This is a genomic window from Microcoleus sp. bin38.metabat.b11b12b14.051 (genome assembly GCF_013299165.1).
Lineage (GTDB): Bacteria > Cyanobacteriota > Cyanobacteriia > Cyanobacteriales > Microcoleaceae > Microcoleus.
Map to the genome: position 1 here is coordinate 66,397 of NZ_JAAFKD010000019.1, position 16,633 is coordinate 83,029.

9 protein-coding genes are annotated in these 16,633 nt (G+C 48.1%); 5 read left to right on the forward strand and 4 right to left on the reverse strand.

Translation table 11 applies throughout. The features are described 5' to 3' along the window. The first annotated feature begins 44 nt into the window (after positions 1-44). From QZW47_RS19895 to QZW47_RS19905, 3 genes are all read left to right on the forward strand, one after another. Positions 45-260, forward strand: a complete 216-nt coding sequence (locus QZW47_RS19895) for a hypothetical protein (protein ID WP_293130237.1) — start codon at positions 45-47, stop codon at positions 258-260. 288 nt (positions 261-548) lie between these two features. Further along, positions 549-1,379, forward strand: coding sequence for an HpsJ family protein (locus QZW47_RS19900; RefSeq protein ID WP_293130240.1), 831 nt, complete (start codon positions 549-551; stop codon positions 1,377-1,379). A 332-nt stretch (positions 1,380-1,711) separates the two neighbouring features. Further along, complete coding sequence (locus QZW47_RS19905) at positions 1,712-2,629, forward strand: glycosyltransferase family 2 protein (RefSeq protein ID WP_293130243.1); 918 nt, start codon at positions 1,712-1,714, stop codon at positions 2,627-2,629. A 909-nt stretch (positions 2,630-3,538) separates the two neighbouring features. Here the strand turns inward: QZW47_RS19905 and glgB are convergent. From glgB to QZW47_RS19920, 3 genes are all read right to left on the reverse strand, one after another. Beyond that, a complete protein-coding gene (glgB, locus tag QZW47_RS19910; protein WP_293130246.1) occupies positions 3,539-5,833 on the reverse strand; it encodes a 1,4-alpha-glucan branching enzyme in 2,295 nt (764 codons plus the stop codon). Between the two features lie 349 nt (positions 5,834-6,182). After that, positions 6,183-6,890: a glutathione S-transferase family protein gene (locus QZW47_RS19915; protein ID WP_293130249.1), complete on the reverse strand. Its 708-nt coding sequence runs from the start codon at positions 6,888-6,890 to the stop codon at positions 6,183-6,185. Positions 6,891-7,009: 119 nt separating this feature from the next. Then, positions 7,010-7,252, reverse strand: coding sequence for a serine protease (locus QZW47_RS19920; protein WP_293130252.1), 243 nt, complete (start codon positions 7,250-7,252; stop codon positions 7,010-7,012). Between the two features lie 183 nt (positions 7,253-7,435). Here QZW47_RS19920 and QZW47_RS19925 point away from each other — a divergent pair, with 183 nt between their 5' ends. Further along, a complete protein-coding gene (locus QZW47_RS19925) occupies positions 7,436-8,173 on the forward strand; it encodes a hypothetical protein (protein ID WP_293130255.1) in 738 nt (245 codons plus the stop codon). Positions 8,174-8,383: 210 nt separating this feature from the next. Continuing rightward, positions 8,384-10,288, forward strand: a complete 1,905-nt coding sequence (locus QZW47_RS19930) for a penicillin-binding protein 2 (protein WP_293130258.1) — start codon at positions 8,384-8,386, stop codon at positions 10,286-10,288. 451 nt (positions 10,289-10,739) lie between these two features. On the opposite strand, the gene QZW47_RS19935 is transcribed toward QZW47_RS19930, so the two are convergent. After that, positions 10,740-16,505: an Ig-like domain-containing protein gene (locus QZW47_RS19935; protein WP_293130261.1), complete on the reverse strand. Its 5,766-nt coding sequence runs from the start codon at positions 16,503-16,505 to the stop codon at positions 10,740-10,742. Between the last annotated feature and the right edge of the window lie 128 nt (positions 16,506-16,633).

A 16,633-nucleotide genomic window follows, 5' to 3' on the forward strand; every position in this document is an offset into this window, starting at 1 on the left:
TGACACCCCAGGCAAGCGAAAGCCAGTTAAAAGCTGCTGCAAGCGTGCAGAACTACTCTGGGGGCAGCCTCGGGCCCTCACGGGGGCAGCCGCTGGCTTTGAGGGTCAGCACCTGCGCTGGGCCTCCTGTGCCAAACTCTGCATCTAGCAGAGCTTGTAGCAACGTCGGCCCAACTAATGTCACCACCCCAGCTTGTGAAAAGCCGGGAGAAAATTTAGGCGAGTACCCGATCGAGCTATTTTGGTGGAAAATAACCTGAAGTACCTAACCTCGGCAAGCCTGTTTTTGGGGCTTCCAAACTCATACAATCGGGCAGGCTTTGATTAGTCGGCCCAGCAGACGCGCCTCAACAGCCGTTTTCACCTTCAGGATTCCTGTTTTCACACAGCCAGGGACTGAAACTCAAACCATGGTGTTGCCGGGCCCACCACTCGCCTTCGGAAGGCTTTCGCCACCAACGAAGAAGGGCAATTGAGCGCTCCCACCAGTGAACTGATTAAACAGAATTTCGCTGAATCTAACGGTGTAGAATTATCTCACAGGAATTATGAAAGCAACTAATAGCCGTCAATTTTCTTCAGTCGCTGCTCGCACTCTAAAAGTAGTCGGGATTATCTTGATTCTCTCTGCTCTGCTTGATTGTATCGTTCTGTCGCTGCCGGGAGAAACCTCCGATATTCTCAATCGAGGCTGGCAGCTTGCCGCTGCGACTCAGATAGTTGACCGGGGGATTATTCCTTTGATGGGTATCGCCTTGTTGATGACAGGCTTTTGGGTAGACAGCAGCAGTGGAGTCTCTATTGACCGACGCAATGTTTGGGTTGATTTGCGATTCTGGGCGCTGTTGATTTCCAGCTTGTTAGGGCTAATTTACCTGTTGCTGGTTCCTGTTCACCTCAACAATACTCGTTTGGAACTCAAGGATGCTCTGGCTCAAGTCGATAAAGAAGCTGGACAAGCCGAAGGTCAACTTGAAGCCCAAATTAAAAGCGAGCAGTTTAAAGCTCAGGTAGAACAGCTCAAAAGCCAGCGCCGCAGCCAAATAGGCGCACTGCTGCAAGACGACGCGAAACTGCAACAAGCACTCAAGAGTCCAGATGTTCCCAAGGAATTGAAAGCTGTACTTCAAGAGTCGAAAAGTGACCCGAAAGCGCTCGACAAGTTCCTCGAACAGCAAGCCCAAGAACTGCCCAATCAAGCTCGCAACGAGATTCGCACCCGCAAGCAACAAAAAGAGAAAGAGTTGAGAACTCGATCGAGAAATTCGAGTTTGCAGACGGGTATCAGCAGTTTGTTGTTGGCGATTGGCTACATTACTGTTGGTTGGACTGGTCTCAGAAGTATGGGAATTCTACGGTTCGGCCACCGCAAAAATTAACCCACCAAAAAACGGATACCAGCCCTCAACAATCGTCGTACAGAGATCGAACATTTTAGACCCAAGTTCCTGCTCCCAGATTAATCTGCCCTTGTAAATCGAAAAATGGAAAATCGAAAAATGGAAAATCGACCGTCGTACAGAGATCGAACATTTTAGACCCAAGTTCCTGCTCCCAGACTAATCTGTGGAGTAAATCTAAAATCTAAAATCTAAAATCTAAAATCTAAAATCGACTGACCTACGCGATCGCTCTAAGCGTGCAAGTCGAGACATCCCTGAGAAATAAATACTTGATTTGCCGGATAGTTTGCCCTTACTGAAAGCTGGGAATGTTCTCAATTTATATTCTGACTTACAACGAAGAGATTGATATCGCCGCTTGCATAGAATCGGCACTGCTTTGTGACGATATCATTGTAGTTGATTCTTTCAGCAGCGATCGCACCCTAGAGATTGTTCAGAACTATCCCGTGCAAACAGTGCAGCACGGCTTTGAAACTCACGGACGCCAGCGGACTTGGATGCTCCAAGAAGTAGAATGCAAGTACGAATGGGTTTACATCCTCGAAGCTGACGAGCGCATGACGCCTGCATTGTTTGCTGAATGCTTAAAGGCGATCGAAAGTCAAGAATATATCGGCTATTACGTAGCTGAAAAAGTAATATTTATGGAGCGCTGGATTCGCCGCAGCACTCAATATCCGCGCTATCAAATGCGCCTGTTTCGCAAAGACCAAGTTTGGTTTAGTGACTACGGTCACACTGAACGGGAAGTCTGCAACGGGCCCACTCACTTTTTGAAAGAAACCTACCCTCACTATACTTGCAGCAAAGGTCTTTCTCGCTGGATTGAAAAGCACAACCGCTACTCGACTGACGAGGCGGCTGAAACTCTCCGCCAATTAGCAGCAGGTCAAGTAAATTGGTGGGATTTATTGTTTGGCGCATCGGAGGTGGAAAGGCGGCGCGCTTTGAAAGATTTTTCTTTGCGTTTGCCTTTGCGGCCCGTGGTACGCTTTTTCTATATGTATATTTTGCTTGGCGGATTTCTTGACGGTCAAGCTGGATTGGCTTGGTGCACGCTACAAGCTTTTTATGAATATCTAATTTTGCTGAAAGTTTGGGAAATGAAGCATATGCCACTGCCAAGTTTAGACGCAGTGGATGAACAGTCTATTTCAGAAGTTGCAAAAGTTGAGCAGTCTAAAGTTTCTTATAATCTTGGCGCTTCCGATACTCGTAGTTGAAAATTAGTCATTGGGCATTGGGCATTGGGCATTGGGCATTGGGCATTGGGCATTGGTCATTAGTCATTAGCCATATCTGTAGGGTGTGTCGCCATCGACAATCTCTAAAAAAGACCGAAAATCTAATAGCGACGCACCTTACAAATTAGGTGAATGAAACAAACCTAACAATTCTCTTTTAGCAAGTAGCGAGGCACCTTATACCATTTTTTTAAAGTTATGAGAAACTTTCATGAGAAGGTAAAGGAAATAATTACAAAGCCCAATTGTCCTGTATCTCTATTAGATCTTTAAAAAATGGTATAACCATAACAAAAATGGTTCGTAGTGTGGACTTTAGTCCGCTCTTACTGCGGACTAAAGTCCACACTACGAACCTTATACCATTTTTTTAAAGTTATGATAGAGTTTTATGAAAAGGTCAAGGAGATAATTACAATGTCCAACGGTCGTTTATCTCTATTGCATCTTTAGAAAAATGGTATTACACATTAGGTGAACGAAACAAACCTAACAATTCTCTTGTAGCAAGCTTTTTTCTAAATGGTATAATATTTAAACCTACCTCACCTTTTTGAGACTCGGCTATGTAGAACCCATTTGACATCTTTGAGTTTTTGGGTTGAGTGACGAGAAATACCGAGATTAACCCGGTTTCTGAGATTTACGCGCGGGGCAAGAAACCGGGTTTCTACGAGTTTTTGGGTTGGTCACGAGAAATACCGAGAGAAACCCGGTTTCTGAGATTTACGCAGAATAGATTTCAAATGGGTTCTATACTTCTAATAATAAAGTTTGCTCTGTGGAGTTACAGAAAAAACCCGATTTCTTGGAGAAATCGGGTTTCTAAATAGCCTGAAAGTTTGAGGTTGAATCAAGTTTTGATTGTTAACTTAAAAATCTCACAACTTAAAATGCTTGAGATTTGGCTGCTGTTTTTGCCCGATCGATCTTTAAGATCAACACACCCAAAGGCGGCAAACACAAGTCGATCGAATAAGCGCTGTTGTGGAACCACCACTCATCAGTCCACTTACCCCCCAAATTGCCCATATTGCTGCCGCCGTATTCCCGCGCGTCGCTGTTAAACAACTCCGTATAGAAACCCGGTTCCGGCACTCCGACGCGATAGTGAGAGTGCGGCTGCGGCGTAAAATTGCACACCGTCACCACAAACTCATCGCCATCCTTCTCGCGACGCACAAAGGCAACCACGCTGTGCCGATTGTCGCTGCAATCAATCCACTCAAATCCATCCTCAGCAAAATCTTGACTGTAAAGTGCAGTTTCGCTGCGGTACAAATGGTTCAAATCCTTGAAAAATAGCTTCAACTTTTGGTGCGGCTCAAATTGCAGCAAATCCCACTGCAAATCCCCCCAAACGTTCCACTCTTGCCACTGGCCGAACTCCATCCCCATAAAAATGGTTTTCTTGCCGGGATGAGCAAACATAAAGGTAAACAAACAGCGCACGTTTGCAAACTTTTGCCATTCGTCCCCTGGCATTTTGCCGATGATGTGGGCTTTGCCGTGGACTACTTCATCGTGGGACAACGCCAGCATGAAATTCTCGCTGTGGTTGTACCACATACTGAAAGTGATGTTGTTTTGGTGGAACTGCCGGAACCACGGATCCATGTGGTAGTAGTCGAGCATATCGTGCATCCAACCCATGTTCCACTTGAGGTTGAAGCCTAAGCCGCCTACATAAGTCGGCCAAGATACCATCGGCCAAGAGGTAGATTCTTCGGCGATCGACAGTGCCCCTGGGAAATAGCTAAAAATGACGTGATTTGTCTGGCGCAGGAAATCTGCCGCCTCGATATTTTCGCGGCCGCCGTACTGGTTTGTCAGCCATTCTCCGGGTTCGCGGCAGTAGTCCAAATACAGCATCGAGGCTACGGCATCTACCCGAATCCCATCGATGTGATACTTGTCAAACCAGAACAGAGCGTTTGATACTAGGAAATTCCGCACTTCGTTGCGGCCGTAGTTAAAGACTAGGGTTCCCCACCCTTTGTGCTCGCCCTTGCGGGGGTCGGCGTGTTCGTACAAGTGAGTTCCGTCAAAGAAGGCTAAACCGTGGCCGTCTTTAGGGAAATGCCCGGGCACCCAGTCTACCAGTACGCCAATGCCGTTGGCGTGGCACTGGTCAACAAAATACATGAAATCTTCAGGTTTGCCGTAGCGGGATGTTGGGGCGAAATAGCCTGCTACTTGATAGCCCCAGGAACCGTCGAAGGGATGTTCGGCGATCGGCAAAATTTCGATGTGAGTGAATCCTAAGTCTTTGACGTAGGGAATTAGCCGATCGGCCAATTCGCGATAAGTCAAAAACCGCGCGCCCGGCTTCAGTTCTGAAACCTGTACTGCTGGTTCTATTTCACCGTTTGGCAGTACCGCAGGTTCGCTAGTAGCGCCGTGCAGCCAAGAACCGATGTGGCATTCGTAAACCGAAACCGGCTGCGTTAGTTGGTCTGTGTGTCGCCGCTGTTCGATCCAAGCGCTGTCGTGCCAAGTGTAGCTATCTAAGTCGGTGACAATTGAGGCTGTTTTGGGTCGTACCTCTTGCTGGAAACCGTAGGGATCGGACTTTTCGTAAGGATGTCCGTCTTGGTTTTTCACTTCGTATTTGTAGTGAGTTCCGTAGGATAGTCCCGGAATAAATAATTCCCAGATGCCGTTTTGGGATTTCCGCATTTGATGTTTGCGGCCGTCCCAATAGTTGAAATCGCCTAATACTGATACGTTGCGGGCATTCGGAGCCCAAACTGCAAAATATACTCCTGTAATGCCGTCTACTTCGGTGAAGTGGGCGCCTAGTTTTTCGTAAATGCGGTGGTGGTTGCCTTCTGAGAATAGGTGCAGGTCAAATTCTGTGAGTTTGGGCGATCGAAAGGCGTAGGGGTCGTAGATAAAGCGTTCGTGTTCCCCTTCTTTGACCCGCAGTTGATAGTTTGCTAGTTCTGGGGTGTCGATCGTACATTCAAAAAAGTGAGGGTGATGCTCTGATTTCATCGAATATTCGGCCCTGGCCTCCGGCAAAACTACCGATACCGCATCGGCATTTGGCAGGTAAGCTCGGACGGCCCAGACTTTTTTGCCATTTTCTTCGATCGCGTGGGGGCCTAGGACTTCAAAGGGATCGTGGTGCTGATTCCACACAATCCGGTCAATCTGTTCAAAGGGGACGGTCGCTGGCATAAAACTACTTACCTCAATCTTTTGACTAAATGGCTTTCTAAACCTAGAGCTGCGATGCACTTTACATTTTGATACATGAGCGAGCGCTCATCCTACGGCGCTTGCTGCCAGAGCGCGCGCGATCCTGCCTTGCTGGCGACCAAGCTGTGATTTTACTGCTAAGGGCTAACATCTAAGTATAGAAATATTAAAACAAATTGAAAAATTTATATTTTTTCCCTAATTATCTTGACTTTTTTTACTTTTGTGGTATGGATTTTTTCAAATTTTGATGGGTTTGCCAACTCAAAAACATCCACGAGAGTGAGTTTTACCCAAAACTGAATCATGAGCGATCGCTCAAACATTTTCAAGCAGGGGCGATCGGCTCAGGGGGGGCAGTTTCAAATCCCGGAGGCAGCGTTTCCCCGCAAATTGCGTGAATTTGGGAAATCCGCTCAAACAACCAAGGATATTCAAGGCGGTATTGAGGAATCAAAGCTAAAGGACTCAGCAGCGCGGCAGCAGTAATATCTGCCACGGTTAAGGAATCGCCTAGCAAAAAGTCACCCTGGCCCCAGCGACGGTGCTGCAACCAATTTAAAGCAGCTCTCAGGCGCAACTGGGCGAGTGTTGCCGATGCTGAGTTGATGCCGAATTGGCGGCGGGCTAATTGAATCACTAACTGACTCAAGACAGAGGGGTCGATTTGCTTGCCCGCACCGGCGCGAAACTCGTAGTAAACAAATCGAGTGGCAATGCCGATGCTTTCATCGAGCCAGTCTTCGATCGTCCAAACCTCAGCTTGCAAGCTCTCGCCTGCCGGCAACAGCGACGGCGAAGGAAAGCGAGACTCGATCGAGTGCAAGATTTGCGTCGAGTCAGCGATCGCCTCCGGTTCACCGTCGAGTTGAGGCAGCAGGACTGGCACCGTTCTCAAACCCCCCGTCAGAGGCTTGAGTTTCAAAACGTGCAAGCCGGGAGTCAAATTTTCAACTTGAAAGGGGATGCCCTTGTAACCCAACGCTAAGCGGACTTTGCGGCAGTAAGGGGACGTACTGAACTGTAGTAAAAGCATCAGACAACAATTAACACCCAACTTGAAGCCTAGACCGAGGAGATGAAAAAATGCGAAGAGCGAACCATTTTTCACCCGCAGGCTAGGCTCGTTGGGCAAAGATTCCGGGATAGCCCTAGTTAGGGAGACTTTTTAGGAGTAGGGGAAGCAGCGCCAGCAGGCTTGTCGCCAGCAGGCTTGTCAGCCCCAGGAGTAGCCTTTGTAGTCTCCTTCGGTGCCGGAGCAGAAACAGGAGGAGGAGTAGTGCCGCCGCCAGCAGGAGTGGGGCTAGCGCCGCCGCCACTGCCTCCTTCACCGCCACAAGCGCCCAGGGCTGCTGCAATGCCCAATACCAAAGTCAAACGAATTAATCCCTTGTTCATAAACACTCCTTAACATTCAAAACCCATCGCAAGGAAGGGAATAGTGTACTTGAGAAACAATGCTGGCACGAATAGATCGACGATTCGCTCGTTGATTACAATACTGCATTTATTAATAAATTTCACACTGATTCTGGCGAACCGGCAAAAATTTCATTTTTTTTGGCAAATCCTGAAGTAAAAGTGACCAGTGGTAGGATGGGTTGGTTGGTTTGTGAGGTATCTTTGGTAAGGATAACCGATCGACCGCAGATTGTCGTAAATTGGCGATCGCCCAGAGAAATAAGTCCTAAGCTCAATCAAGCTGAAGCTGCCCCACTTTACGTATTGGTGAACTCTATGACCGCTGCTATCAGATCCCCGGATTCTCGCCGCGGGCCCGCTGCCCGCAAGCCCGCTGCCGAGCCGGCCAAGAGCAAAGTTACTTCTATTGCCAGAGCTAGGCGAGCCAAGATAGGGCCCGAATTGCCTAACTACTCGGCAACCGAGCCTGAGGCTCAGCCTCAGACTCGCCCCTCAGGCTCGGTGCTCAAAGTTCTGCCCGATCGTCAGTGGCAGCCGGTATGGCTGCGATCGCTCCTGCAAGTGCAGCGAGCTTCTTGTGCCCTAGCCCTTCTGCTTTTGGGCGGTGCTCTGAGTCTCTACGGCTTGACTGTTTACAGCGAACAGCGCTGGAGTCAGGAGTATCAAAAGCTGGAAACTCTGCGCCTCCGGGAGCAGCAGTTGAGTGCCGCCAGCGAAGTCTTGAAACACCAACTTGCTAAAGAAGCCCAAAATCCAGACACCGGTTTGGCTCCGCAGAATCCTGCTGACACGATTTTTTTAAAGCCGGCACAGGAGCAGCGATCGCCCCAAGCGGTACAAAACTCAGAACCGGCTCTCAAGAAGACTGCTGGTGTGGAAACGCCACTCGGCTATTGAGGCAATTTCCCGGTGAGGCTGTTCTGGGGCCGAGTGTCCCAGACTCCCAGAGCTCGCAGGGTGTAACTTCCGATTCTATTTCAGAGGCTTTCTGTTGCTTCGTGTTTGACTTTTGTGCAAGTCCCGATCGATTTGGGCCTCCATCGCCGAGATTAAAAGTTAAAAATAAGTAACTTGCTGTTGAATTTTTAATTTTTAATTTTTAATTATATGAGCTACGACCCCCGTTTTGACCGCTACAGATCGCCAAACTTCAAACGCCCAAAACAGTCGGGCTCCCGCAGTGGGTGGGGAAAACAAAGCAAACCCAAAGTTTCCAGCACGAGCGGCGCGACGCCACAACAGGCCGCTGGGCCTTGGCCTCGGCCGCCGCTTGTGCGTTCAAAGCCCAGCAAGTTCCGCTTGTGGGCGGTGTGGGCGGTGTTGATTCTGGGGGGGATCGGGCTGGCGGTGAATTTGTTTTATTTGCAGGTGACTCGATCTCCGGCGCTGCGGAAACAAGCCGAACAACAGCAAACTCTCAAAACCAAGCCGTTTGTACCCAGACGCCCGATAGTTGACCGCACAGGCAATGTTTTGGCGATCGACCGACAGGTATACACCCTCTACGCTCACCCGAAGCTCTTCAAGCAGTCGAAGGCCCAAATAGCAGCCTCCTTGGCTCCGATGCTGCCGATCGAGCTAACTCCGGGGAATACGCCGGAAACTGAACTGCTGCGCCGGTTTAATCTGGGCGAAAGCGGTATTACAATTGCCGATTCCCTGGCGCAAGAAGTTGCCGATCGCATCAACCGGATGCAAATTAAAAACTCTCCGGTAGAAGGCTTGGAGTTGCTGCGCCAGCAGCAGCGTTTTTACCCGCAGCAGGAGTTGGCGGCCGATGTCCTCGGTTATGTGGATGGGGAACGCAAGGGACAAGCAGGGGTGGAATACAGCCAGCAGAATTTGCTGGAACGATCGATGCCATCGATTCAATTTAGCAGGTCGATCGATGGAAATTGGGTTCCCGATCGGCTGACGGCGGGATTTGTGCAGCTTGACGACTTAAAATTGCAACTGACGATCGACAGCCGCTTGCAGCGGGCGGCCCGGGTTGCTCTCAAGGAAAAAATGCAGAAACACGAGGCAAAGCGGGGCGCGGTGATCGTGATGGATGCCAACAACGGAGAGTTGCTGTCAGTCGTAGCCGAACCTTCTTATGACCCGAATCAATATTTTAACTTCGATTTATCGCGCTATAAAAATTGGGCTGTGACAGATGTTTACGAGCCAGGTTCGACTTTTAAAGCGATTAATGTGGCGATCGCCCTAGAAGCAGGTACGGTCAAACCTAACACCGTGTTTAACGACGAAGGTCGGATTTACATGGATGTCTGGACGATCCAAAATTCCGATTACCAATCAGCAGGGGCGCGCGGCCCTTCGACAGTGAGCGAGATTTTGAAACATTCTAGCAATGTGGGCATGGTGCACGTAATGAAAACCATGAAATCTTCTCTTTACTATCAAGCTTTACAAAAACTCGGGCTCGGACAAACTGCGGGAACAGATTTGCCTTTTGAAGTAAGCAGTCAGCTTAAAAATCGAGACCAATTTATTAATTCTCCGGTGGAATCTGCTACTACCGCTTTTGGTCAGGGTTTTTCAATTACTCCCATGCAGTTGGTGCAGCTTAACGGGGCTTTAGCCAACGGCGGCAAGTTAGTAACTCCTCACGTTGTGCGCGGACTTTTCGATCGCGAAGGTCAAGCTTTTTGGAAGCTTCCGAGGGCTGTTCCCAAGCAAGTTTTTTCCCCAGAAACTACAAAGAAAGTGATCGAGATGATGGAAGGCGTGGTGGATGGCGGTACGGGGAAAGCTGCACAAATTCCCGGGTATCGAATTGCTGGGAAAACCGGCACAGCTCAAAAAGCTAATGCTAGTGGGGGTTATTCTAATAAAGCAATTATTACTAGCTTTGTGGGGATTATGCCTGCGGATGCTCCTCGCTATGTCGTGCTGGCGGTGATTGACGAGCCTAAGGGCGGTACGGGGGGAACGGTGGCGGCGCCGATTGTGGAGTCGGTGATGGAGGCGCTGATTTCGATTGAAAAGATTGGGCCCAGCAAGAAGTAGGAAGCACGGCTCGAATCTAGGACAATACGCTGGGAATCGGAGATTATAGTCGATCGAACCTTATCCACAACAGACACGGAGATTGCTTTCATAAAAGAGCGCGTTTCCGATAGTTCCAAAAGGGAGATCGCATCCTATTTCCTTTGCGGAGATTCTACCACTTCTGATTCCTGAAGACGTTGCGATAATAGGCAATCTTCAAAGCTGAAAGCTTCTGAGTCTAGAAAACTAGCGATCGCCATTTCGATCGCAGCTTCCAGAGATCATTCTAGCTGCGTAGCTTTTTCCATCAGAGCGACTTTCACATAGTCAGGCAAATGAGTAATCAGCGAATGAATAGCGGATGGTGGCAAGTGTTGGATGTTGAGAGTTTGAGTCATTGTTCTCTGGGAATTTTAACGTATATCAAGTCCAGTACCACCGAACTTGATATCCATGTTTGAGGTTAAAATTATACAAAGAAACTGGTAACGGTAATAGTACCCAAAGGGGGTAACGTACCGCTATATCCGGTTAAGTTGACAATCAAATCGTTACTCGCCTGAAAACCAGCGATACCATCATTAATCACAAGATAGGTGCCAGCTATAGAGGCATTTGTAGCTACAACTAAACTAGCGCTATTAGTTCCGAAAGCTTGGTTTCCGGCTAATGCTCCATTAGCATCGGTAAACACTTGGGCTACCATATCTTGTAAGGTGGTGGCAGTGCTATTGGCAGCACGGCTAAAGCTACTAGGGGCATTCATCGCTGCTCCGCCTTGGGTCAGCAGGTCTATTTTATCACTGCCGATCGCAAAGTCAGTAATGCGATCGCTGGCGGATACAGAGGATTGTCCAAACCGGAAGATGAAAGTATCAACACCCGCACTACCAGTTAGAGTATCTTGACCAGCATCACCGTCGATCGTATTATTAGCCGTGTTGCCCGTAATAGTGTTGGCTAAACCATTCCCAGTCCCGTTGATAGCCGCAGTGCCCGTCAGGGTGAGATTTTCTACATTCACTGGTAAGGTATAAGTCACCGAAGATTGCACCGTATCAGTGCCAGCATTAGCAGCTTCAGTCACTACATCGCCGGCGCTGTCTACCACATAAATGTCGTTACCTGCACTACCGATCAGGGTGTCGTTACCTGCACCACCATTAAGGGTATTATTAGCCGTGTTGCCCGTGATAGTGTTGGCTAAACCGTTCCCCGTCCCGTTGATGGCCACAGTGCCGGTTAAGGTAAGGTTTTCGACTTCTACTGGCAAGGTGTAAGTCACAGAAGATAGAACCTCGTCCGTTCCTTGGGCGGCGAGTTCAGTGATGATATCTCCGGCGCTATCGACAATGTATGTATCGTTCCCCAATCCGCCTTGGAGTTGGTCGTTTCCCAGCCCTCCATCGAGGGTGTCGTTTCCAGCTAATCCATTGAGGGTGTCGTTGCCAGCTAATCCATTGATGACATCTGCATTCGCAGTTCCCGTTAAGTTATCAGCGCCAGCAGTGCCATTAATGGGACCCGGTACTAGGGTTTTGAAGTTCCAGGTACTATTTCCAGTAATACCAGCATAATTATTGCCAGCAACATCCTTAATTGCACCGTTGGCTATTTCAACGTAGTAATCGGTGTTTGGCGCTAAATCTGCCGTTGGGTTAATCGTCAGTTGACTCCCACTCAATGAAATATTAGCAGCAGTTACCGCAATGGTTTCTACCACAGAGTTATCAGACAGTTTCTTGATGACAACATTGCCAGTGCCTTTTTGGATGGCTTCGCTGAAGTTGACAACTAAATTAGCACCAACTGCTACCGCTGTCGCATTATCAGCCGGAGTGAAAGTGCTAGCTATCGGTGGAGTTGTATCGGCCGGTGCTAGGGTTTTGAAATTCCAGGTGCTATTTCCGGTAATTCCCGCGTAGTTGTTGCCAGCAATATCCTTAATCGCACCGTTGGCTACTTCCACGTAGTAATCGGTGTTTGCCGCTAAATCTGCCGTTGGGTTAATCGTCAGTTGACTCCCACTCAATGAGATATTAGCAGCAGTTACCGCAATAGTTTCTACAACCGAATTGTCAGACAGTTTCTTGATGACAACATTGCCAGTGCCTTTTTTGATAGCTTCGCTGAAGTTGACAACTAAATTAGCACCAACTGCTACCCCTGTAGCATTATCTGCCGGAGTGAAAGTGCTAGCTATCGGTGGAGTTGTATCGGCATTGATAACTGCTCCTGTTCCTTGGAATGTATAACCAGGGGAAGCATTTTTACTACTAAAGTTGACCTTGGCGTTGCCTGTAGTAAAAGTAGGTAACGCTGTGAAGTTGGCTTTGTATAGGGTTGTAGGTGAAGCAACATTTGGCCAAGCCACACCCCCGAAATTCAGCCAAGCCACATTAATCACTTTATCAGTGGAGGAATCATTATCTTCATCTTGGGTGTCCGTCTCTGGAGTGCCGATAGTCGGTGCTACAGGAGTTGACAATACCCCAGGATTAGCAAAATCGACAAAGTTAAGCTTAGAAGAATCGTAGTGGAGTTTAAATCCGAAGGAGGATGGCAGAGTGCTGTTGTTATCTGATGTGGAATACTTGGCATCAATTGAAACTGAACTACCCGGAGCTACTTTCTGAGTGCTAGCATTCGCGCTAATACTTTGCGTAGCACCACTATTGGTAATTACGCCACTAGCATTGGCAATTGTGCTATTACTGGATGCCGGGGCTGTAGGCAGATAGGAGCTTAAGAATTGCTGAATCTGAGTCGCAGTGGTGCGAGTAGCCCCAGTACCAATGGCTCCATTTGTTAGGGTAGTACCAGTAAAACCAAACAGATATCGAGCAATCAAAATGCCGTCGGTAGCTCCCTGAGCGACACCGTTACCATCGGCATCTAGCATCGTCGTGCGACCATTTTCTAGGTAAGCCTGTATGTCTGTAGCAGTGGTGCGGGTGGCCCCAGTACCAATGGCCCCATTAGTCAGGGTGTTACCAGTAAAGCCAAACAGATTGCGAGCCATCAAAATGCCATCGGTGGCTCCCTGTGCTGCACCGTTACCATCAGCATCCAAACTGACCGGTGGCGCTAAAGTCAAGACGGCGGATGTGGGTGAAAGGCTGTATCCGGGAGAAGTGTTATTACTGCTAAAGTTGATGTTTGTCCCTGTATAGGTTGATGATGCGGTAAAGTTGGCTTTGTATAGGGTGGCCGGTAGAGGAGTATTCGGCCAAGCCACACCCCCGAAATTCAGCCAAGCTACGTTAATTACTTTATCCGTGGCTGGGTCGTTATCTTCATTCTGGGTATCCGTATCTGGAGTTCCGATGGTGGCTGCTACGGGAGTTGACAACACCCCAGGATTAGCAAAATTGACAAAGGTTAGTTGTGAGGAGTTGTAGTGCAGTTTAAATCCAAAGGAGGATGCTAGGCTGCTATTGTTATCGGATGTGGAATATTTGACATCGACTCCGACGGAGTTATTGGGCCTGAAGCCTTTGGTGGTTTGATTTCCGGCGGTAGCACTATCAAAGTCAGGTGTAATTGTCTGTAGTAGCCCACCAGCGGTAGCAGTTTGGAAATTCCAGGTGCTATTTCCGGTAATACCAGCATAATTGTTGCCAGCTAAATCTTTAATCGCACCGTTGGCTACTTCCACGTAGTAATCTGTGCCTTGTGCTAAATCTGCCGTTGGGTTAATCGTCAGTTGACTACCACTCAATGAGATATTAGCAGCAGTGACAGCGATGGTTTCTACCACAGAGTTATCAGACAGTTTTTTGATGACAACATTGCCAGTGCCTTTTTGGATAGCTTCGCTGAAGTTGACAACTAAATTAGCACCAACTGCTACTGCTATAGCATTATCTGCCGGGGTGAAACTGTTGGCTGTCGGTGGTGTGATGTCGGCGATTGCTGCGGTTTGGAAATTCCAGGTGCTATTTCCGGTAATACCAGCATAATTGTTGCCAGCTAAATCTTTAATCGCACCGTTGGCTACTTCCACGTAGTAATCTGTGCCTTGCACTAAATCCGCCGTTGGGTTAATCGTCAGTTGACTACCACTCAATGAGATATTAGCAGCAGTGACAGCGATGGTTTCTACCACAGAGTTATCAGACAGTTTCTTGAGCACAACATTGCCAGTGCCTTTTTGGATAGCTTCGCTGAAGTTGACAACTAAATTAGCACCAACTGCTACTGCTATAGCATTATCTGCCGGGGTGAAACTGCTGGCTGTCGGTGGTGTGATGTCTGCTGCTGCTGCGGTTTGGAAATTCCAGGTGCTATTTCCGGTAATACCAGCATAATTGTTGCCAGCAATATCCTTAATTGCACCGTTGGCTACTTCCACGTAGTAATCGGTGTTTGCCGCTAAATCTGCCGTAGGGTTAATCGTCAGTTGACTCCCACTCAATGAAATATTAGCAGCAGTTACCGCAATGGTTTCTACCACAGAGTTATCAGACAGTTTCTTGATGACAACATTGCCAGTGCCTTTTTGGATAGCTTCGCTGAAGTTGACAACTAAATTAGCACCAACTGCTACTGCTATAGCATTATCTGCCGGGGTGAAACTGCTGGCTGTCGGTGGTGTGATGTCGGCAGCCGGAGCAATATTCAATCGAATCGAACCTGTAGCACTCTGATAACCATCAACAGCTATTTGATAGGTTGTCCCGGCTGTCGCATTAAGGTTGATGAGGCTAGTTGCATTACCCCCTCCATCATCATTGGCATCAATCAAAGTCAGGTTATTAACCGCCGATCCCGTGAAAAGTGACAAGTAAGTATCAAAATTACTGCCCTTGGTGTCTACCACAAAAGTATTGCTACTGGGTGCTGTCCAAGACCACCACACCGAGTTAGTCGTCCCATTTTGGATAGGTTCGCCTACTTCTCCGGTGGCTCCAATATTTGAGCCGGTTGTACTCACAGGTACGCCATTTAGGACAATCCGATTAGCCAAATTATCATTCGTAACACTCAAAGCATTGTTAATGTTTAAGCGACCTCCTGAAACCGTCTTACCAGCTAAAGCGGAAATAGGGTCAGTTTTTTGCATCAGCGTGTTTTTAACTTGCTGTGCTGTCCAAGTGGGATTTTGAGACCACACCAAGGCCGCCGCCCCGGTGACATGGGGAGCAGCCATCGATGTGCCAGAGATGGTATTGTAGGTTGAGTTAGGCCAGGTGCTATAAATATCTGAACCGGGGGCGCCTAAATCTACTGTGGTGGCTCCATAGTTGGAGAAAGAGGATAGTCCATCGGTGCGAGTGGTTGAGGCAACAGAGATAATATTGGCTAGGTCGTAGTTGGCTGGATACTCAGGAGTTATGTCAGTGTTCAGTGAACTATTACCCGCCGCCGCAACGAATAAAGCTCCCTGTTGTCCGGCGGTATTGATGGCATCGGATAGGGCTTGACTGTAGCCGCCACCTCCCCAAGAGTTATTAGTAAGTTTGACTCCCTTGGCTGTTGCATAGTTAATAGCGAGAATTGCACCAGAGATATAGCCTGGACCACTATCGCTGAAAAACTTAAGTGGCATAATCTTGGCATTCCAGGCAACCCCTGTCACCCCAACGCCGTTATTGCCTTTTCCGGCAATGGTTCCCGAAACATGGGTTCCATGTCCATTCGCATCCATCGGGTTATTGTCGTTATCGGCAAAGTCCCAGCCACGAATATCATCTATATATCCGTTATTGTCGTTATCGATGCCATCTCCGGCGATTTCCCCTGGATTTTGCCAGATATTTCCCACTAAATCGGGGTGGTTGTAATCAACGCCTGTATCAATAACGCCGATAACTAAGTTGGGATTTCCCTTTTGAATATCCCATGCTTCCGGGGCGTCGATGTCTGCATCGGGGGTTCCCCCACTTTGGCCTGTGTTGTTGAGTCCCCATAATTGGGAATAACCAGGGTCATTGGGAGTTGTGGCTTGGGGGGTAATTGTCCCTAAATCTTTTTGAGCAGGATTCGTTTTTTGGACATCTTCAAGGGTGATGAGGTAATCCGGCTCTATGTATTCAAACTGTGGATTATTTTTGTAGGCGGCTATTGTTTGTTCAACTTTTCCTGAAGGAATCTGCCAAATTTCGATCCCAAGTTTTTCGGCTTGTGTGACTTTGGTGACTCCGATGTCTGCCTGCAAGTTGGTAATAGCACTGGCATTGGCGGTAGGCTTCCGTTTGACTATTAAACGATCCGATCTAAAATTTTGGTCCATAACAATTTGACTCCTACATTAATAACGAAAATTTGGTAACAGACTTTGGCAGAAAAGCTATTTGCTGTAATCTATAGCGGTTTCAGCAACATGAGATACAGCAGATTCCAATACCTCTCGGTTAAGCA

Excerpts from the sequence above, each read along its gene's own strand:
- QZW47_RS19905 (WP_293130243.1), top strand. The coding sequence starts at position 1,712 with ATGTTCTCAATTTATATTCTGACTTACAACGAAGAGATTGATATCGCC.
- QZW47_RS19920 (WP_293130252.1), bottom strand. The coding sequence starts at position 7,252 with ATGAACAAGGGATTAATTCGTTTGACTTTGGTATTGGGCATTGCAGCA.
- QZW47_RS19900 (WP_293130240.1), top strand. The coding sequence starts at position 549 with ATGAAAGCAACTAATAGCCGTCAATTTTCTTCAGTCGCTGCTCGCACT.
- QZW47_RS19930 (WP_293130258.1), top strand. The coding sequence starts at position 8,384 with ATGAGCTACGACCCCCGTTTTGACCGCTACAGATCGCCAAACTTCAAA.
- glgB (WP_293130246.1), bottom strand. The coding sequence starts at position 5,833 with ATGCCAGCGACCGTCCCCTTTGAACAGATTGACCGGATTGTGTGGAAT.
- QZW47_RS19915 (WP_293130249.1), bottom strand. The coding sequence starts at position 6,890 with ATGCTTTTACTACAGTTCAGTACGTCCCCTTACTGCCGCAAAGTCCGC.
- QZW47_RS19935 (WP_293130261.1), bottom strand. The coding sequence starts at position 16,505 with ATGGACCAAAATTTTAGATCGGATCGTTTAATAGTCAAACGGAAGCCT.